Raw genomic sequence first — 19,596 nt, forward strand, 5'->3', positions numbered from 1 at the left:
GATGGCCGACCTGGATGCCATCGCAGCGAGCGTCTTCGCGCCGCTCGCCCGTACAGCCACCCATGTGGTGCGCGACGCCTTCGCCCTGGCGATCGCTCCGGAGGACGAATTCGAGGAGAGCGCCGTGGCGATCGAGTCGCTCGAGTTCGCGTCGACGGTCGTCGGCGGTCTCGCCGCAGCAGCGAGCGCTCCGCCCGCCGGTAGCGTGCGTTCCAGCTCCCGGGTGGAGGTGCCACTGGCCGACAGCGCCGGAGGAGCGGCATCCGCAGCCCTCTCGGTGACCCTGTATGGTCCGGGCGACGTGCGCGGCATCGACCCGGCGCAGATCGTGCGTCGCTTCCCCGCCCCGGGTGCCCGCACAGCCGAGGAGACCGTGCTGGCCCACATCGAGTTCGACCGCCCCGAGCTGCCGTGGGCATTCAGCGCCGCCAAGCAGACTCCGGTCATGCGCCCCTGGCTCACCCTCGTCGTGCTCGAGCGCTCGGCCGTCACACGCGAACCGGCGTCCACCGCACTGCTCCCCGTGTTCCAGGTGGCGCTCGCGCAACTGCCGACGCTCACCCGCGCCGACCTCTGGGCGCATGCCCAGGCGCCGGCCACGACGACGGGGCAGGATCTCTCCGCCCGGTTCTCACCTGCCCACGCTCCCGTCAACCTGTCGCGGGTCATCTCGCCGCGCATCCTGAAGCAGGACACCGACTACATCGCGGCCCTCGTGCCGACGACCGACGTGGGCGTGCGCGGAGGCCTCGGCCTCACCGGCGGCACCCTCGACCCTGCATGGACCAGTTCCTCGCCCGACCCGATGCGCCTCCCGGTCTACGACAGCTGGGAGTTCCGCACCGGTCCCGACGGCGACTTCCGCTCGCTCGCGAACAAGCTGCAGGGCATCGCGGCACCCTATGAGGTCGGGCGCAAGTTCATCGACACGTCGCAGCCCGGCAAGCCGCTGCGGGCCCTCGGCGCCGATGAGGTCGGGCGCAAGCAGGTGCTGCGCTGCGCCCTGTTCTCGCCGAGCGCGCCGTCAACTCCGCAGCAGCAGATCGCGGAGACGGCTGTCTGGCCCGACGCCATGGTCGACGACCTGCACGCCGAACTCGATCTGCCGGCCGCCATCGAGGGCACGCAGAAGCAGACGGATGGCGTGCCTGACCTGCCCATCATCGGCCCGCGTATCTACGCCAAGCTGCACCGCGGCAGCGCCGTCATCGAGGGCTCAGACTGGTTCGCCGAGCTGAATCTCGCTCCGGTGAAGCGCATCGTGGGTGGGCTCGGCACCCGCGTGGTGCAGCGGGACCAGGAGCGGCTGATGCAGTCGGCGTGGGCCCAGCTCGGCGAGGTGGAGGCGGCGAATCGCGCCATCCGGCTGGCACAGCTGGCAGAACTGCTCGCCACCAGGCTTCACGGCAGGCTCAGTGAGCTGCAGGCAGGGCACCTGCTCCAGGTCGCCGCTCCTGTCGTCACCCGTATCTCGGTCGCCGCGGGCAGCACTCTGTTCGCCGATGTGGTTCTGAGTGCGACCCCGGTCGCAGCGACGAGGAGCGCCTTTCGGCGGGTCACCCGCCCGGCCGGACCGATGATTAGGAGAACGGATGCCGCCTCCCGCCAACGCGCCGGCAACGTCGTGGGAACCGACGCGGGGCTCCGCGACTTCACCCGGGTGTACACGAACCCCGAGGGCATCGGGCGCCTGACGGCCGACGTCGTCGCCCACCTTGACCTGCAGCTCGTCGGCGCGGCGATCGGCGCTCCGGTCGACACGATCGGCGGCCTGTTGACGGAGGCGAACGCACGCGTCGAGGGCAACGGTGGCTTCGCCACCTACCTCACCGAGCCGAGCCGCTGGAAGGCGGTCGACACCGGCTTCGACCTGGGCGCGGACATCGCTACCCGGTGGAGCGAGCGGCTGCTGCGCGCGTCATCCGTTCCCGCGGTCGAGTCCATCCGCGCCCAGCGCATCGGCCCGCTCGCCGCCGAACTCTCGCTCTCGAAGGCGACGATCGCCGGCCCTCTGCGCGAGCGCCTGAAGGGTACGGCCGTGATGCTGAACGACCAGGTGCTGGTCGACCTTGGCGTCGTCGACGTGCGCCCCATCGACGTGCGCCCCATCGGCGTCGGCCCTGTCGTCGCACCGTTCAACCCCCGCGCGCCGATCATCAGGCGATCTCCCATCGGCGGCGCGGTGGGCCGCCTCCCGCAGGGCGGTGGCGCGGTGCGGGTTCCCCTCGGCGGAGGCGAATTCCGTCGCGTCCCGGTCGAAGGCCACGTGCTCATCGGCGGGCGAGGCCTCAGGGTCATCGACGCGCAGCACCTCAAGAAGCTCGGCGACATGAGGGACGCGGCCGAACTCGACGCCGGGCTGGCGCAGTTCGCAGAGCTGGCCGAGGTGAAGCTCACCCCCGCCCTCGACCGCATCAACGAGCTTCCGCTCGACGTGCTGCGCGCCGAGATGACGTCGCTCATCGATCCCGGGGCCCTGCTCACGATCGACGCCGTGCCGCACCGCAACGCCCTGGCCGTCGCATCCGCCGCCATCGCCGCGGCGATCGATCCACGGCACACTGTGCGCGCGTCCCTCGCCGGTCGACTGCACCTCAGTGCCGGCCTCGCCGATCGCTGGTTCGCCCAACCGCGTATCGCGCCGATAATGGCGGCGCCGCGTTTCGACCGTCCGATGTACCGCGCACTCGAGGAGTACGACCGGGAGTGGCTCGTTCCCGGGCTCGGCCTGCTGCCGGCCGCCGACTTCGTCACGGTGCTCTCCACCAACAGTGAGTTCATGGCGGCATTCTTCGTCGGCCTGAGCGACGAGATGGGGCGGGAGCTGCTCTGGCGGGGCTACCCGACCGATCAGCGTGGCACCTACTTCCACCGCTTCTGGAACCCAACAGTCGACGAGCTGGCGACGCCCATCCACCTGTTTCCGGCGACGCCCCTGGCGTCGCAGATCTTCCTCGGCGGCGGCGACGGCCGCGCCGTGATCGTGGTCAAGAGCGAGCTTGTGCGCCGTTTCCCCGATCTCATCATCCAAGCGGTGAAGAACCAGGGCACCGTGCGCGATCCGGTTTTCGAGAAGGTCGGCTCGCCGCAGCAGACCGCCAGCGTGCTGTTCTCCGAGGTGCTCGATCCCGACATCGCGCTCGTGGGCGTCGACCTCTCCGTCGACGAACTCGACGGGGAGCAGTGGTGGATCACCATCGCCGAGCATCCGAGCGCTACCCGATTCCAGCGACCGGCCGATACCCAGCTGCGGGCCGGCCAGAAGCACCTCACCGACACAGCACCGCATTCCGCAGCCTATGCCGAGAAGCACCTGCACCGTCCGGTGCGGGTCGCGTTCCAGGCGACGGACCTGATCGTGAGAGAGGCGTAGACCATGCCCGTCGAGACCCCAGCCGTACTGGCCAGAGTTCGCGAGCGCATCGCCATCCTGGCCGAGAAGCGCCGAACGCTCATCCGGCGGCCGGCCGACCACGGGCGCCGCGGCGAGATTCTCGTGCTCGACGACGACCTGCGCGAGATCATCGGCGGGCTGCGGGATCGCCTCGACCCGTGCGATGCATCTCCCGAGGTGCCCCTTGTGCTGCTGCCCGTGCGCATCGAGAGCAAGCTGACTCCGGGAACGTCGACGCTTCGGGTGCGCATCTCGCCCGACGAGGCACACATCGACAGCCTTCTGCGCGCGGTGACGGATGCCGAGGTCGCCGCCGGCGTGGCCTACTGGTCGGCCGTCTGGATCGACGACGCCGATGCGGTCGCCTGGCCCGCACTCAACGCGGCCGTCGGGGAACGCCGCGCCGGGTGGGTGGCCGAGGCCACGACGCCCACCAACCTCGCCACCCGAGGACAGGGCGTCCCGACCTTCCCGGCATTGCCGGAGGAGGTTGCCCACGGCACCGTCGCCCGTTGCCTTCCCGACCAGTTCGTGGTGCGGGTGTTCCCGAACGGAGCAGCGCCGATCACGGTAACCGGCTCGCCGGTGGCGACCGACGTGCCGCTGTCGCCGATCGCGTTCGGCGACGACGCACTGAATCAGGTGGCCGGCCTGACCGTGCCGGTCGGCTCGGAGTGGACAGTAGACTTCGAGGCGGCACAGAGCGAGGGCCTGGGGGTGGAGGTGCAGCTGCCCGGCGGCACCACTCTCATCGACCGCATCGTGGTGGTCGGAACGCGCAACTCGGTGTCTGAAGAGGCCAACGCCGCCGACTTCGTCGACCTCCTCACCAGCCACAGGTTCAGCGACGGCGTCTCGCTGCTGGCCGCCGGAACCGCCACCAACAATGCGGATGCCGAACGCTCGCCCTATCGCCCGGCCGCGAGCGCGGGCGCCCCGCCTGTGGAATCGCGCACGCCGTCGCGGGACGCCAGCCGGCTCGCGGCAGCCCTCGGCCTCGACGCCGCATCCGTCGAGCATCTCATCCCCGCCGGACCGGTCTCGACCCAGGACGAGGCTCAGGCCGCCGCCAATACCGCACTCTGGTTCGCCACCTGGGAGCCTGTGCTCGAACGCCTCGATGACCTCGCCATCCCCGCGGTCACCCCGGGAAGCATCGAGTCTGCCCGGCGCCTGCACCGCGACCACGTGCGCGGAGCGGGGTCTGCCCCCGCGCTGCGCATCGGCGCCCAGCCCTACGGCGTGTTGCCGGTCACGGATCTCGATGCCTGGCGACCGCGCTCCGGCGAGACCACGGCCCAGCTCGTGCCGCTTATCCGGCGCACGCTCGCCCGCTGGGTGAGCCGATCACCCGTCGTTCCCCATGTGCGTCCCGGCGGACAGCTCGATGACCAGGACCTGCTCGACATGCTCGGCACCAGCCCCGTGGCCACCGGCGTGCGCGCCCGACCGGCGGTCGATGGCCCGCAGCTCGCCGCATTCGCCGCCGCGACCGGAGCGGATCCCGCCCAGCTGCTGGCCGAGGCTCACCTGCGAACGGCCGTACTAGCGCAGTTCTCGGTCGACGCGGCCAAGATCCTGTCGACTCCGGCGCCGCACGATGACTCCCGCACCATCGGCCTGCCCCTCGTTTCAGAGCGCGACGCCGAGGTCGTGGCCGAGATTCTGGCCGGGACGACGCCGAAGGTCGACAGCGTACTTCAGGCCCTGCTCGACATCGCATGGGACAGCGCCAAGCGACTGCGGTTCCGCGCCGCGCCCCAGGAGTTCGTTGGCCCGCTGCTCGACTTCGTGCAGCTCGAACCCGAGATCAGGAGGGTCGTCACAATGGCGGCATCCGCCGATGCCGCCGTCGACGATACCGCCCCTGAGCGCTTCTTCGCCGCCGCCGAGAGGGTTGCCGCCGTGCAGCACTTCGACGGCCAGCCGACCGAGCGTGTGAGCATCGCCGCCATCGAACCGGTGGCCGAGGCCCGCACCTCCCTGGCGCAGGTGGCGCTTGACCTCGGCGACACCGCGCAGGCGAGGTGGCTGGGCAGCAGCGCCATCACCGAACTGCTCTACGCCTTCGGCGTGGGCGGCGAGGTGCGAGCCGCCATGATCGCGCTCGCGGCGGCCCCGCTCGACGAGCGCCGCATCGCCGTCGCCTCTGCGCTGGATCTTGCATCCCACCGAATCGACGCGTGGGCGACGGGCGTCGCGACTGCACGCCGTGCCACCCTCGCGGCAACCGCCCCCGTCGGAATGACCATTGGCGCATTCGGCTACGTCGAGCAGATCCGCCTCGGAGTGGCCCGGAGCGATCCGGATGGCTGGATCCACGCGCCCAGCAGCTCGCACGCCGTCGCCGCCGGCGTCCTCGCGAGCGCCCACCGCTCCAACATCGGCGCACTGCCCGGGAAGCAGCCGTTCGCCATCGACCTGTCCAGTCGGCGCGGCGTCGAACTCCGGCGCGTGCTCGAGGGAGTCGCGGCCGGACAGTCGATCGGCGCCCTGCTCGGTTACCAGATCGAACGCGGCCTCGCCGGAACTTCGGCGGCCCGGTTCCAGCTGAGCCTGCGGCAGATCGCGCCCGCCGCCACCGACCAGCTCGGCAACGACGAGGCGCAGGAGGTCGCGGCAGCACGCGTCGCCGCCGCCGATGTCGTCGACGGCGCAGAACTGCTGCGGCTGTTCCCGCTCGACACGCTCACCGCGGCCAACCCGCCCCTGCGGGCCCGGCTCACCCTCAAGCCCGACAACGCCTTCGTCGAGAATTGGGACCCCGTGTCGAACGCGGAGTGGGACCTCCTGGCCGCGGCCATGCGCGGAGCCGCGGCCACACTCGACGCCGTCTCGGACGCCCTTCTGAGTGAGAGCGTCCTGCAGTACTCCTCGGGCAACCCGTCCCGCGCCTCCGCTGCGATGGATGCCATGGCCAGCGGCGCCGCCGTCGACCCCGACCTGGGCGTCCTCGGCGTACGCCAGACCGGACGCATCCTCACCCACGGCGTGTTCGCGGCCATCCCAGCCGATGCGACCGGCTGGTCGAACACCCGCCCCCGTGCCCTCGCCGAACCACGGCTGGAAGCCTGGGCGGCGCGTCGCCTCGGTGATCCCGCCGACATCGCGGTGACGGACACCCCCAACCGTCACACCCTCGCCGAGGCCGGCTGGGCTGCCCTCGACCTGGTCTTCGCGGACGATGCGGCATCACTCGACCGTGAGCTGCGCGCGGCCATACCCGCACTGGACGACTCCCCGCTGGCCGACGGACTGCTGCGCGCCGCCGTTCTCGCCGGCAGCCTCCGCTCGCTCGCAGCCGGAGGAACCCCGCTCGGCCCCGACTCCCTCGTGCGCACCGGCGTTGCCCCGGAACGCCGGATCGACACCGACGAACTGCTCGCGCGCGTCGGTGCCGTGCTCGACGCCCTCGCCACTGTGCTCGCCTCCGGCCAGGCGGTCATCGCCGCCATCGACTCCGACAGCCTGGCCGTCGAGGAGGATGCCGTGGCTGACGTCATCGACGCCGTGCGCGGGCTCGCGGCCTTCGGCGTCCCCCTGGTTCCGGATGCCGCGATTCCGGCGAACGTCGCCTGGGCCGTCGGCGCGTGGCAGGCGGCGTTCGCACGGTTGGGGCAGGCACGGGCGACGCTCGTCGCCCTGCGCGACCCGGCGCGCGAAACCCCGGCCACCACCGGCGAGATTGTCGATGCCTGCCGCGCCGTGGCCGAGGGGATCCTCGGCGACGGTTTCCTGCTCCTGCCCCTGCTGGCGAAGCCCGCCGGCATCGACTCGTTCCACACAGCCATCACCATGCCGGCGATGAAGAAGCAGCCGACGCGTGCCCACCTCAACGCCTTCGTGCGTGATCACGCCACAGTTCGAGCAGGGGTCGGGCGCCTCGCCGAGGCGCAGCTGCTCGGTGGGGCCCTCGGCATCCCTATCCCGCTGCGCATCGTGCAGCTCACCGAGCACGACGACGTCACCGGAGACTCGGCTGCGGGCACGGAGCGCTGGCTGGCCGGACCCCTGCCCGACGACATCCCCTGGCCGGCGGCATCCGCGAGCCACCTGGTCGTCGAACTCGTCGGCGGCCATGACGACTTCGCCGGCGCGTTCGCCGGACTCGCAATCGACGGCTGGTCCGAGACCCTGCCGTTCCAACCAGACCCCCGGGCATTCGATCCGGCGGCGCCCGACAACCCGCTGCGTGCGGCACGGGCCACCACCGGGCTCGCCGTACATGCCAACCAGGCATCGGCCAGGGCGCCGCAGGTGCTGCTCTCCGCGGTGTCGCCGGACGGCAACCGGTGGACGACTGATTCCGTCGTGGCGACGGTGCTTGAGGCCGTGGACCTGGCCAAGGCCCGGCTGGTCACCTATGAGCAGACGCCGGGAGACGCGGCCATCCTGCCCGCCATCTACGTGGCGAGCCCCTGGTTGCAGATCCGCACAGGGCTCCAGTTCACGGAGCTGGCCAAAGTGAAATGGTCCGGGGTCGGCATCCCGTTCCTTTCGGAGGTGAAGTGATGGCCGTCAAGATTCCCATCGACATGATGGTCAGCGAGGTGACCGACCAGAACCTGGCGGGGATCTTGAAGCTGCTGCAGGTTGCCGACCCACCGGCCATGGTGCGGCTCGAGCCCGACTCGATCACCGGCGACCCGGCTCCGGGTGCCGAGGCGCGCATCGGCGATGCCGCGTGGATGCTCGGTCGGCAATGGCAGTTCGGCGAGCTCACCGGCGAGGATGCCGGATCCGTCGTGTCGGTGCATGTGGCCTCGAGCGCGCTGCCGATCACGGCCTGGGCCCCCTTGTCAGGCGACTCGATCGATATGGCCGGCGCCGACTGGCGGCCGTGGCGCGAGGGGGCGCTTCTCGAAGAGCTCATCCAGGACGTCCCTGAGCTCGCGTTCGGCGACGGTCTGCGACAGCGCGCCGAGGCAGGAGCCCAGCTCGTGGACCTCCTGGCGGACGCCGGCGAAGAGACGCTCGCACGCTCGCTCACGGGGCGGCATCCGCTCGCCCTCGACGATGACCCGAACGATCCACTAGGACTCGACGACCCGCAGGCCGCCCGCCTGTTCGCTGTTCTCGGCGGTGCCGTTCCCGACGGGGGGACACTCGCCGCCGAGTTGCGCGCCGGGGATCCCGGCTGGATCGGCGAGGCGATGGATGCCGCAGCCGCACGTGCTGCGATCGCCGAGTGGCTGGCCTGGCTGGGCGGCGAGCCCGACTCCGGCGGCGCTTGGTCGACCGAGCGCCTGGAGTACCGCTTCGCACTGCGCTTCGGCGACAAGGCCAACGCCGTGTTCGCCCGGGGCGCCCAATTCGGCTCGGCATCCGTACGATGGAGCGACCTCGAATGGGTTGAGGGCGCCAGCGTCGAGCTACCCGGCGAGGCACCGTCCGGCACCCCCGTCGGCAGCGAGGCGACCATGCTCGCCACCCCGCTGCGGTTCCCCGGTATGCCGGCCGACCGCTACTGGCAGCTCGAGGACGGCGCCGTCGACGTGGGCGCCATCGAGGCGCAGACCAACGACCTCGCGAGGCTCTGCCTCGCCGAATTCGCGTTGTCCTCGGGTGACGACTGGCTGGTCGTGCCTGTCGACGGCCTGCTCGGCGCGGTCAACAGGGTCGGAACCGTGACCCTGACCGACGACTTCGGCGACCCGGTGACGGTTCCGGAGCTCGCCGATCCCGCGTTCACCATGTTCGGCGTTGCCTCGGCGGCCGGGCGGATGCTCCCCGGCATCGTGCTGCCTCCCGTGGCCGTCGGCACACTCGTGGGCGAAGCCCTCGAAGACGTGCTGTTCCTGCGCGACGAGATGGCGAACATGGCGTGGGCCATCGAGAACTCGGTGCAGGGGCGAAGCGGCGACCCGCGGCGGCGCGCGAGCGAGCGGCCGCCCGCCCCCGATCCGTGGCCGGAAGGTCTCGCCCAGGAGGAGCGGGCCTACAGATTGCAATCAACCGTGCCCGCGCACTGGATCCCGCTGGCACCCGTGGCGTTGACGCCCGGTCAGGTGTCGCTGCGCAAGGCCGCGCTGCTGCGCGACGGAGTTCCCGTCGTGCCGAGCGGCATCACACTGCGTCCGACGCCCCTCACTTTCCCCGGTGAGGAACTGCCGAGGGAGGGCGTGCACCTGCGCGCCGTGCCTTTGCTGGCTCGGCGGGCCGACGGGCGCTACGCGCGGTGGGCGGCCTATCGGGTGCGCACCGGCCGGGGCGAGGCCTCCAGCCGCCTCGCCTGGGACTCGGCCCTATCGTTCACGGACATGACTCATCCGCCGACAGCGTAGTAGGTCCGCGCTTCGAGGCGGCGCGGCATCTGTGTCGAAGCCAAGGGTTAGAGGCGCGACCGCGGCTGAGGGGCCCCGGCGCAAGTGCAGCCCGCGGAAACCGGGGACACCGGTCCGGAAGATGCGCCCGGACTCATGCTCAATCCGCTGCTACCGAAATGGTGACCAACATGCTTACAAATCCTGGACAACCCATCCTCGCCCGCTACCTCGACCGGATCGTACTGCGGCTCATCGACGTCACCGCCTTGGGCCAGCGGGAGGTGAATGCCCGGCTCGACCGGCACTTGGCGATCTTGGAGAGCCGGGGCATCCGATCTCTGGACGGACTCGGGGAGCTGTTCCTGTCCGGTGACATCGTGGCCCGGCCGGGCATCGTCCGTCCGCTCCGCACCCCGGCCGCGAGGGGTTACGTCCCGTGGAGTGGTGTAGATCTCCACAGTTGCGCGTTGCTCCGGCAACGTAGTGAGCCATCGTGCGATGTCAGTGAGTACCGATCAAAGAACTCACAAAGGACACAAACACACGATGGCTCTAGACCAGTCTGCCCTGCTTGACCTAGTAGGCAGGGACAGGATATATAGACCGGCTGGCAACGTTGAGTGCCTGAACGAGCCCGGCGATAAATGAGGGAGTGCCATCAATTGCCAACCATTCACTCATTACCATTCGGGTATGCAAAAGTGAATGTCCTGAATCAACTAATGACTGGGACTTTTCGGTCGGGGCGAGGGGTTGCCAGGCCAGGTCGCTCAGCACAAGACCGGAGTGGGATCGGGTTTCATTGACGCATCTAGGTGTACTATATGATTCGGAGTGTTAGTTTATAAATAACGACTAGAGAATGCGATTAGGGCGGCCGTTTGTTCCCCCGATCGCGGCTACCAGATCACCGTGCGGCCGCAGCCGGGACGGGCAAGTTCGTTCCGGACTGGCCGGACCAAGTCGGCCGATAGATGTCTTCCGTTGCGGGTTCCAGGGACTTTGAGGCAAGGGTTGGCGGTTTCACCGCACCGTCGGCTGTCGCCGGCAACTAAGCGGGTACTCAGGAGGAAGCCAGCGAACGGGAAAAATCCGAGGGACCTCTCTCAGTATTTCTGATATGAAAATCCGCGGTATTTCGAAGAGCCCGGGATGGCTACACTCCCTAGTTAAACGTCGTCGCTAGGGTCTTTTGGCTCTGATTTCGGAAGCAAATTCTAATGAAAATCACTGTTGTTCATTAGCTGTAGGCGGCTGCCCCTGCTATTCGCTTCACAAAAGTGCCAAATGTAGCGGGCCATTGACATCCCCTACTGAAATGCGGATCCTAATTGCTAGAACTATTCCAGCAGCGGGCCCGCTGGATTTGGGGGTACTCATGGGAAACGGCAACTTTTGCGATTTTCAGCTGAGCCTTTTACAATCGTGGAAGCTCCGCGGGGACTCGTGCATTCTGCACGTAGCGGCGCGTCAACAGCGGCTCATCACTGCCCTGGCTATACACGGTCCTCTACCTCGGAGCTACCTGGTCGGGCTCCTGTGGCCGGAGAGTTGCGAGAGTCTGGCCATGGAGAGTCTGCGCGTGAGCATACACCTGGTCTCACGGCAAGTCCCGGGCCTGCTGGTCAACGGCGGCGCTGAGCTTTCCCTCAGCGATTTGGTGGAGGTCGACTTGCACCGGGTTCGGTCCTGTGTTCGAGAGCTAAGCCAAACCGGGCTAAACGGGCATGTCGCTTCGTCACTGAGCCTATTGCGCGACGCCGAACTGCTCCCGGGCTGGTATGACGATTGGGTTCTCTTTGAACAGAACAGATTGCGGCAGGACCGGCTCCACGCGTTCCACATCATTGGGCGCGAGTCGCTGGCACGCCGTGACTTTGAGGTCGCTTTGGAAGCGTCGGAGGCAGCACTCGAACTTGAACCACTTTACGAAAGTGCGGTTGGACTCGTCATTCAGGCCCATAGGAAGCAGGGCAACAACGCTGCCGCGCTTCGGGCCTTCGAAAAGTATCGAACGCAGCTGAAGGAGGACATGGGCCTTGCTCCGTCGGAGGGCATTCGTCGCCTCGTCGCTGAGGCTTTATGAGAGCCGGTCCCTGCGAGAACGAGGGATGACCAGACCATGCCCCAAAGGATACGGAACGAGCAAAGAGCGACAAGTGGAGATCGGGGCCAAGGCCGAGAAGACTCCTGTTAAATGCTGCGACGACCCTGCTTCATGGGCTCCGCCCGCCAGCTGAATCGCCCAAGCCGTTCGGATCGATACCGCGGGGCTGACACGTACGAGGCTTTGCTGACCCCGGCCCTGGGTACTCTCCTCCTGTACGACGACGATGGGGCAACGAGGAAGGCACAAGCATTAATTGATCAGGAAGAGGACGACGCTATGTCGTCTTCGGCCAGCTGGTGCCGGGTTCGGGGCGAGGCCCTGATCGTTGGCGCCGTGCTGTGGCGGTTGCTGGTGGCGCCGCCCGGGCTCCGTTGTTTTCGTGTCGCTCTGTTAGTCCGCGGCCAGCGTCCTAGGGGCCGCTGCCCCGTCATGCAGCCGTCCGCCGATCGGATCATGAACGATTTGAAGGGAGGTGACGTCGTGATGGAGAGTCTAGAGGCTGAGCGCGCCGTGCGGGCTTGCCCGGGAGTTCGCACCGAGCGCAGGCAGGACCCGGTTGCAGCCGAGATTGGATTTCTCCAGCGGGATCAAGTCTTTCAGGGCAAAGAAGCGCCGCACCCTGTCCATGCGGGGCGCGGCTGTTTGGGGGAGGCCTATCGTGGGGAGATTTGGGGGTGTGGACAGTGTCCACACTTTGGGTCTCGGACTGGGCCGTACCGGTGCCGGACTGGGCCGGATTGCGGATGTTTCGGCGGGGATCCAGTGTTTGCAGGGGCTGGAACCCGGTTCGAGTCCCACCTCGGGCACGGTGTTTCCGCAGGTCAGCGGCTTTTTAGTGCCTTTTCGTGTGCACATTGTGCACACTCTCGCCTCTGATCTGATGTTCCGGGTGTGTGGGGTCCCGTAGACGGCCTATTCGGTTGTGTAGGGGAGCGGCTGACTACGGCGGACCGGGTACCGCCCTTTGTGGTCCCTTATGGGTGTTCATCCTGGTTCTTCCTTTCCTTTGGGTTTTCGCGTTCACCACTTCATGGGGGCTAGAGACGCCTACAGCATGACTTGTTGATTATTCTTTAGATCGGGCCAGGTATCGGCCGGTCCTGAATTTCTGCTTTGATACCTGTTCATGCAGGAATGCGTCGGGAACAGCATGACGCGGCAACTGATCCGGATCGGTCATGAGCTCGCTGAGCCTGGCCAGTCGGTAGGCGGAGCCGGCTTTGAGGCGCGTTGCAGGAATTGGTGGGCTTTGCGCCTCGTCGCTGGCCTGATCCACTAAAGGTTAAATCCGGGACCCGTATCTGGTTTGATCACTTTCTGATAGCAGCCCAGGTTGCCGGGCGTATGAGGAAAGCCTCCGCGCGAGTCCAGGGACTCAAGCGCGGAGGCTCCCGGCTCTCCAAGCTGGGGGGACTGGAGAGCCGGTCTAAGTCTACTGGCAGGGTGAGTTCATGACCGGTGGGCGGTGGGGAAGCTCGGCCTATAGGCCGGGTCGAGGTCCTTCGGCTGCTTGGCGCGGCGTCCGGACAGCCACCGCGCCATCGACCGTTCACACCTGTCACCGGAGCGGCCGTCACCTTGGACACTTCGCAGGGGTGAGCACATCACGACGAAGGGATCTTCCGGACGGTGGCGCCGCACGGCATCGCCGGGGACTTGGCGCACCAGCCCGGAATGGACGTCGCAGAATCCGGCAAGGGCTTCCTCCGCGATCTCAAGGATCGTTGAAAATCTTGGTCTTGATGGGCTCTCTGACGTGGCCGGGCCGCTAATGGATGTGGCTTCCGCCGTTGATGTCGATGGTGGTGCCCGTGAGGTACGCGGATTCCTCGGAGGACAGGAAGGTGATGACGGCGGCGATCTCCTCCGTGGTGGCGTTGCGGCCCAGGGGGATGCCGGCGTTGATGGCGGCTTCCTGCTCGTCCGTGCTGCCCACGCGGATGTTGGTGTCCACGGCGCCGGGCGTGATGGCGTTGACCGTGACGCCGGTGGCGCCGATTTCGCGGGCCAGCGCCTTGGTCAGGCCCAGGATGGCGGCCTTCGCTGCGGAGTAGGGGACCTTCCCGAACACGCCGCCGCCGCGCTGGGCGGACACTGAGGACATGTTCACGATTCGGCCCCAGCCGTTCTCGATCATGTCCGGCAGGAACGCCTTGGTGACCAGGTAGGTTCCGGTGGCGTTGACGTTCATGACCTTGTGCCAGAGGTCCAGCGTGGTTTCCAGGAAGGGGACCGGGGAGGTGATGCCGGCGATGTTGGCCAGGGCTCCCACCGGGGGGAGGATGCCGGCGGCGACCTCGGTCTTGACGGCTGCGTAGGCGGCGTTGACGGAGCTCTCATCGGCGACATCGATTTCGTGGCCGAACGCCGGCACGTTGAACTCATTGCCGATGTCGGCGGCGACCTTGGCGGACTTCTCGCCGTCGAGGTCCAGGATCACCACGCCCCAGCCCTGGCTGGCGTAGCGGCGGGCTGTGGTGATGCCGATGCCCCGGTCCGAGGTGGCTCCGGTGATGACGGCGGTGCGCTGGGTGGTGGTGGTCATGATGCTCCTTGGATTACTTGGTGGTGGTTCAGATGTGGTCGGTGATGAAGCTTGCCGCTTTTGCTGCGGCGGCGGGGCGTTCGTCGTCCGTGATGTCCCGGGTTTCGAGTTCAAGTGAGAAGTGGCCGGTGTAGCCGCTCAGCGTGAGGGCGCGGAGCCCGGCCGTGAAGTCTGCCTGCCCGTTGCCGATGCTTAGGTTGATGTTTCCCGGCACGGCGTCGCGAAGGTGGACGTGAGAGATGCGGCCGTGGTGTCGGGTGAGGTATTCCTGCGGGTCCTCGCCGGCCGCCACGATGTGGCTGAAGTCCATCACGATGCCGACGCCGGAGCCCGCCAGCCGCCGCGCCAGCAGTTCCGCGCGCTCGAGGTTCCAGCAGAACCTTAGGAAGTGCAGTGATTCGGTCCATAGTTCGACGCCGAATTCCGCTGCCCGATGCCCGGCGTGGATGAGCTGGGCGGCGATTTCGTCCAGATCCTCCTCGAGGCTTTTTACAGCTTCGTGGCTAAAGGCGCCGCAGGGCAGGACCAGCGCCTTCGCGCCGGTGGTGGCGGCGAGGGTGAGGAGGGCCTCCAGGTGCCGTTCGCGGGCGAGCCGTGCAGCGTCGTCGAGCACTGCGTTGAGGTCTCCGATGTCCCCGTTGACCGAGCGGACGCTCAGCCCTGAGGCAGCAACGTCCGCGGTCACCGCGGCAACTGCGGTGTCGTCCAGGTTGTACGGGACATGGTTGCAGACGCCGGGGAGGGCGCCGAGGTCGAGTTCATTAAAGCCCAGGCCGGTGATGGTCCGCAGGGCGGCCGGGAGCTCTTGGTGCCGGAAGCTGATGGTTGAGCAGCCGAGCCGGGAGTTGAACATCGTCGTTGCTCCTTTGAATGGGCGGGTGATGTGAATCACTGTAGTTCGCTTTACTGTCAACAGTCAACCTCCAACATTGACTGTTGACATTCAGGCATGATGCGGGTCACACTGGCATATCATTTGTTAACAGTCGACATCGGCGGTGCGGAAGCGCGGCCGGCTCCTCGAAAGGGATCAGCAATGAGCAACGAAGCTCTGAAAATGCGCGGCCACGTGCATGGCACCAAGGACGCAAAGCGCGTCGCCATCGGCTCTAGCGTCGGCGCCGTCATTGAGACGTACGATTTTATCGGCTTCGGCACGGCCGCAGCCCTGTACTTCGGCACGGCGTTCTTCCCCACCGGAGATCCGGTGACCGGGACACTGGCCGCCTTCGCTACCCTGGGCGTCGGCTTTGCCGCCCGCCCGATCGGCGGCATCATCGGCGGCCACCTCGGTGACAAGCTGGGCCGCAAACCTGTCCTGGTCGCGTCCCTGATCCTCATGGGCGTCGCCACCTTCATCATCGGCCTCCTCCCCACCTACAGCCAGGTCGGCCTCCTGGCCCCTGCCCTGCTGGTGTTCGTCCGGATTGTCCAGGGCCTGGCCTTCGGCGCTGAATGGGGCGGCGCCATCCTGATGAGCTACGAGCACGCTCCGTGGAAAACCAAGGGCAAATACACGGGAATGGTTCAGGCCGGTTTCCCGGTCGGACTGCTGCTGGCGAACCTCGTGTTCCTCTTCAGCGTCCAGCTCGGCGGTGAGCTCGCCTGGCGCATTCCGTTCCTGGCCAGCATCGTGCTGGTCGTCGTTGGCCTGATCATCCGCTCCAAGGTCCCCGAGTCCCCAGTCTTCGAGGAAGTTAAGGACAGCGGCACCATCGTGAAGTCCCCCATCAAGGAGGTCCTCAAGACCGACTGGCGCAACATCGTGAAGGGCATCGGCCTGCGCATCGCCGAGACCGCCGGCTACGCAGTCTCCATCACCTACATGATCTCCTACCTCAACAGCCAGCACCTGGCCGACAAGACCCAGACGCTCGTGGCCCTGTGCATCGCCTCCGCGATCGGCATCTTCGCCACCCAAGCCTGGGCCAGGCTCACGGACAGGATCGGCAGGCGCCCGCTCTACATCTGGTCCTGCGCCTTCGCAGTGCTGTTCGCCATCCCGATGTTCCTGCTGGTCAACACCGGCATGTTCATCTTCATCATCGCCACCCTCGTGATCTCCTACGCCGTCTGCCAGAACTCCCTCGCCGGCGCCCAGGGTGCCTGGTTCCCGGAGCTCTTCCAGGCGAAGACCCGCGCCTCGGGCGCCTCGCTGGCCTACCAGATCTCGGCCATGGTCTCCGGCTTCACCCCCTTCATCACCACCCTCCTGTTCGTCAGCTTCGGCTGGATGGGTCCGGCGCTGCTTTTCGGTTTCTACGCAGCCATCGGCCTCTGGGCCGCCATCGTCACCCGGGAAACCTGGGGCAAGCGGGAACGGCAACTCGCCGACGAGGCCACCAAAAGCACCCCCCAGTCGGTGAACGTCTGATGACTGCGACACAGGAACCACACACACCCGAACTCCCTTCCAAGGAACGAATGAATCAGGAAACTGCCTCAGAACGCCTCGAACGCGTCAGCGCCGCGGCTTACCGGATCCGCCACCACGCACTGAACATGGGCGAGGTCCAGGGCCAGGGCTACGTGGGCCAGGCCCTCGGCGCCGCGGACATGCTGACCGCCGTGTACGCGGACCAGCTCCGCTACCGTGCCGAGGACCCGGAATGGGAGGCCCGGGACCGGTTCCTGCTCTCCACCGGCCACTACGCGATCGGCCACTACGCGGCCCTGGCCGAGGCCGGGATCATCCCGGTCGAGGAACTGGACACGTATGGCTCGGACGATTCCCGGCTGCCGATGTCCGGGATGTCCACCTACACCCCCGGCATGGAAATCTCCGGTGGCTCCCTGGGCCACGGGCTTTCCATCGCGGTGGGCATCGCGCTGGGCCTGCGTCACCAGGGCTCCGCGGCGAGGATCTACAACTTCCTTTCCGACGGCGAACTCGACGAGGGCTCCACCTGGGAGGCCGCGATGGGCGCCCACCACCACCAGCTCGGCAACCTCACCGCGATGGTGGACATCAACGCCCTGCAGGCCGACGGCAAAACCGACACCGTGCTCCGCACCGAACCTGTCACGGAAAAGTGGGAGGCCTTCGGCTGGTACACCCAGCGCGTGGACGGCAACAACATGGCCGATCTCCTGCAGGCCTTCGACAACGCAGCCGCCCAGGCCGCCGTCACCGGTCGGCCCTCCGTGATCCTCTGCGACACGAAGGTCGGCCGCGGCGTGCCGCTGCTGGAGGAACGCGAAAAAGCGCACTTCATGCGCATCGAAGAACACGAATGGCAGACCTGCCGCGAACAACTCACCGCAGGATTTGAAGGGACGGCCGGACGATGAGCACCACCACCACAGCAGTGAAGGGCACCGCCCCCAAGCTCAAGACCTCGGCCATGATCGCCTCCTTCGCCGACGCCGACCAGAAAACCGCCTCCGCACCGTTCGGACACGCCCTGGTCAAGGCAGCGCAGGAGAACGACAAGATCGTCGGCCTCACCGCGGACCTGGGCAAATACACCGACATGCACATCTTCGCCCAGGCCTACCCGGAGCGGTTCTTCCAGATGGGCATGGCCGAACAACTGCTCTTCGGCGCCGCCGCCGGCCTGGCCGAAACCGGCCTGATCCCGTTCGCATCCACATATTCCGTGTTCGCCGCCCGCCGCGCCTACGACTTCCTCTGCCTCGATTCCGCCGAACCGAACCTGAACGTGAACATCGTCGGCGGGCTGCCCGGCCTCACCACCGGCTACGGTCCCAGCCACCAGGCCACCGAGGACATGGCTATCTTCCGCGGCATGCCCAACCTGACCATCGTGGACCCCTGCGACTCGATCGACATCGAACAAGCCGTCCCCCAACTCGCCGCGTCCGACGGACCCACCTACCTGCGGCTGCTCCGCGGCAACGTACCCACCGTCCTGGACGAATACGACTACACCTTCGAACTCGGCAAAGCCAAAGTCCTGCGTGGCGGCAACGACGTGGTGTTCATCTCCTCCGGGCTGATGACCATGCGCGCCCTCCAGGCAGCGAAGGCGCTGGCGGCTCACAACGTGGACGTCGCCGTCGTCCACGCCCCGACGATCAAGCCGTTCGATGCCGCCACCGTCCTTGCCGAGATCAACACCGACCGCCTTGCCGTCACCCTCGAAAACCACAGCGTGATCGGCGGCCTGTTCGAAACCGTCGCATCCGCCGTCGTCACCGCAGGACTCGGCAAACGCGTGGTACCGGTGGCCCTGCCGGATGAGTTCCTCGACGCCGGTGCTCTCCCCACCCTCCATGACCGCTACGGACTGACGGTCCAGAAGATCGTGGCGAAGGTCCTGGCCGAACTGAAGTAGGACCGTTTCGATCAGATGCGCGGCGCCGAGCCAGCCGGCGTCGCGCATCTGTCGTAGGATCGACAGTTAACAAATCGACTGTAAACAGTCGACCACTGACATTGAGGATGTATGACGATGGCCGGAGCTACAGCACCGCTGCTGGGACTGCAGAAGAAGAGCCTTCGCGAGCAGGCCCTTGCCGCGTTGCGCGCCGCCATCACCAGCGGGGAACTGGAACCGGGCCGGCATCTGGTGGAAACAGAGCTGTCGGAGATGCTCCAGATCAGCCGCGGCACCCTCCGGGAAGCGCTGCGCCAACTGGAACAGGAAGGGCTGCTGTCCGCCGGGCCGCGGGGCAGGCTGTCGGTGCGTCACCTCGACGCCAAGGAAATCCGCGATATCTTCGCCGTGCGTGCCGCGCTCGAATCACTCGCCGCCCGGACCCTGTGCGAACTGCCGGACCGGGGGCAGGTCACGACTTCGCTTCGCACCGCGATAGAAGCCATGGCGGCGGCGGCGCAAGGCAGCCTGGAAGTGAGGATCGAATCCGACCTCGAGTTCCACAGAACCATGTGCCGGCTCACTGGCAATGAAACGCTGCTTCATTCCTGGGAATCACTGGAAGGGTCCATCCGGATGTCCATCATGTTCGCGGGCCAGGAGAAGGGCGTGAAAAACATGAGCGTGGACCGACACTACGACATCGTTGCGGCCATCGAGACCGGCGATGCATCCCTGGCCCGGAACACGATCCGGGAGCACATGGACACCGCCGCCGCGACTCTCGTGGCGTAATACTCGATTCCCAAGTTCGGACTGGAAGTCGCGCGCAGAATCACATCACGCGTCGTGCGCAACAACCACTGGCTACCGTTTTCCGATGCCGATATCGGGTGTTCCGTCATTTAGTGGAGTGAGCCCAGGTTACGTCCCGTGGAGTGGTGTAGATCTCAGCAGTTACGCGTTGCTCCGGCAACGTAGTGAGCCATCGTGCGATGGTC

Annotated in this window: 10 protein-coding genes; 8 read left to right on the top strand and 2 right to left on the bottom strand. The window is 67.1% G+C overall.

Annotation, left to right across the window (positions count from 1 at the left end; translation table 11 throughout):
* Position 1 precedes the first annotated feature (1 nt).
* The 4 genes from BJQ90_RS09075 to BJQ90_RS09090 all read left to right on the top strand — a co-directional run bounded on the left by BJQ90_RS09075 (position 2) and on the right by BJQ90_RS09090 (position 11,746).
* The gene (locus BJQ90_RS09075; RefSeq protein WP_226759960.1) at positions 2-3,373 is read left to right on the top strand and encodes a hypothetical protein; all 3,372 of its coding nucleotides are present in this window, start codon (positions 2-4) and stop codon (positions 3,371-3,373) included.
* Positions 3,374-3,376: 3 nt separating this feature from the next.
* On the top strand, positions 3,377-7,906 hold the full coding sequence (locus tag BJQ90_RS09080) for a hypothetical protein (protein WP_226759961.1): 4,530 nt from the start codon (positions 3,377-3,379) through the stop codon (positions 7,904-7,906).
* Positions 7,906-9,678 carry a hypothetical protein gene (locus BJQ90_RS09085; RefSeq protein WP_226759962.1) on the top strand — a complete coding sequence of 591 codons (1,773 nt, stop codon included), beginning with the start codon at positions 7,906-7,908 and terminating at the stop codon, positions 9,676-9,678. The genes BJQ90_RS09080 and BJQ90_RS09085 overlap by 1 nt, the downstream gene beginning before the upstream one ends.
* Positions 9,679-11,242: 1,564 nt before the next feature.
* Positions 11,243-11,746: a bacterial transcriptional activator domain-containing protein gene (locus tag BJQ90_RS09090; RefSeq protein ID WP_226759963.1), complete on the top strand. Its 504-nt coding sequence runs from the start codon at positions 11,243-11,245 to the stop codon at positions 11,744-11,746.
* Positions 11,747-13,538: 1,792 nt separating this feature from the next.
* Here the strand turns inward: BJQ90_RS09090 and BJQ90_RS09095 are convergent.
* On the bottom strand, positions 13,539-14,315 hold the full coding sequence (locus tag BJQ90_RS09095) for an SDR family NAD(P)-dependent oxidoreductase (RefSeq protein ID WP_226759964.1): 777 nt from the start codon (positions 14,313-14,315) through the stop codon (positions 13,539-13,541).
* A gap of 28 nt (positions 14,316-14,343) precedes the next feature.
* Positions 14,344-15,168, bottom strand: a complete 825-nt coding sequence (locus BJQ90_RS09100) for a sugar phosphate isomerase/epimerase family protein (protein WP_226759965.1) — start codon at positions 15,166-15,168, stop codon at positions 14,344-14,346.
* Positions 15,169-15,351: 183 nt separating this feature from the next.
* Here BJQ90_RS09100 and BJQ90_RS09105 point away from each other — a divergent pair, with 183 nt between their 5' ends.
* The 4 genes from BJQ90_RS09105 to BJQ90_RS09120 all read left to right on the top strand — a co-directional run bounded on the left by BJQ90_RS09105 (position 15,352) and on the right by BJQ90_RS09120 (position 19,390).
* Complete coding sequence (locus BJQ90_RS09105; RefSeq protein WP_226759966.1) at positions 15,352-16,689, top strand: MFS transporter; 1,338 nt, start codon at positions 15,352-15,354, stop codon at positions 16,687-16,689.
* Positions 16,690-16,739: 50 nt separating this feature from the next.
* The gene (locus BJQ90_RS09110; RefSeq protein ID WP_226759967.1) at positions 16,740-17,606 is read left to right on the top strand and encodes a transketolase; all 867 of its coding nucleotides are present in this window, start codon (positions 16,740-16,742) and stop codon (positions 17,604-17,606) included.
* Positions 17,603-18,613 carry a transketolase family protein gene (locus tag BJQ90_RS09115; RefSeq protein ID WP_226759968.1) on the top strand — a complete coding sequence of 337 codons (1,011 nt, stop codon included), beginning with the start codon at positions 17,603-17,605 and terminating at the stop codon, positions 18,611-18,613. Before BJQ90_RS09110 ends, BJQ90_RS09115 begins: the two co-directional genes overlap by 4 nt.
* 117 nt (positions 18,614-18,730) lie before the next feature.
* Complete coding sequence (locus BJQ90_RS09120; protein ID WP_226759969.1) at positions 18,731-19,390, top strand: GntR family transcriptional regulator; 660 nt, start codon at positions 18,731-18,733, stop codon at positions 19,388-19,390.
* Positions 19,391-19,596: the final 206 nt, after the last annotated feature.

This window comes from Arthrobacter sp. SO3, assembly GCF_020532825.1.
In the GTDB taxonomy this organism is placed as follows: Bacteria; Actinomycetota; Actinomycetes; order Actinomycetales; family Micrococcaceae; genus Arthrobacter.

What these genes read in the sequence shown, in the direction of transcription:
- BJQ90_RS09075 (WP_226759960.1), top strand. Translation starts at nt 2, where the DNA reads ATGGCCGACCTGGATGCCATCGCAGCGAGCGTCTTCGCGCCGCTCGCC.
- BJQ90_RS09080 (WP_226759961.1), top strand. Translation starts at nt 3,377, where the DNA reads ATGCCCGTCGAGACCCCAGCCGTACTGGCCAGAGTTCGCGAGCGCATC.
- BJQ90_RS09120 (WP_226759969.1), top strand. Translation starts at nt 18,731, where the DNA reads ATGGCCGGAGCTACAGCACCGCTGCTGGGACTGCAGAAGAAGAGCCTT.
- BJQ90_RS09095 (WP_226759964.1), bottom strand. Translation starts at nt 14,315, where the DNA reads ATGACCACCACCACCCAGCGCACCGCCGTCATCACCGGAGCCACCTCG.
- BJQ90_RS09100 (WP_226759965.1), bottom strand. Translation starts at nt 15,168, where the DNA reads ATGTTCAACTCCCGGCTCGGCTGCTCAACCATCAGCTTCCGGCACCAA.
- BJQ90_RS09085 (WP_226759962.1), top strand. Translation starts at nt 7,906, where the DNA reads ATGGCCGTCAAGATTCCCATCGACATGATGGTCAGCGAGGTGACCGAC.
- BJQ90_RS09105 (WP_226759966.1), top strand. Translation starts at nt 15,352, where the DNA reads ATGAGCAACGAAGCTCTGAAAATGCGCGGCCACGTGCATGGCACCAAG.
- BJQ90_RS09115 (WP_226759968.1), top strand. Translation starts at nt 17,603, where the DNA reads ATGAGCACCACCACCACAGCAGTGAAGGGCACCGCCCCCAAGCTCAAG.
- BJQ90_RS09110 (WP_226759967.1), top strand. Translation starts at nt 16,740, where the DNA reads ATGAATCAGGAAACTGCCTCAGAACGCCTCGAACGCGTCAGCGCCGCG.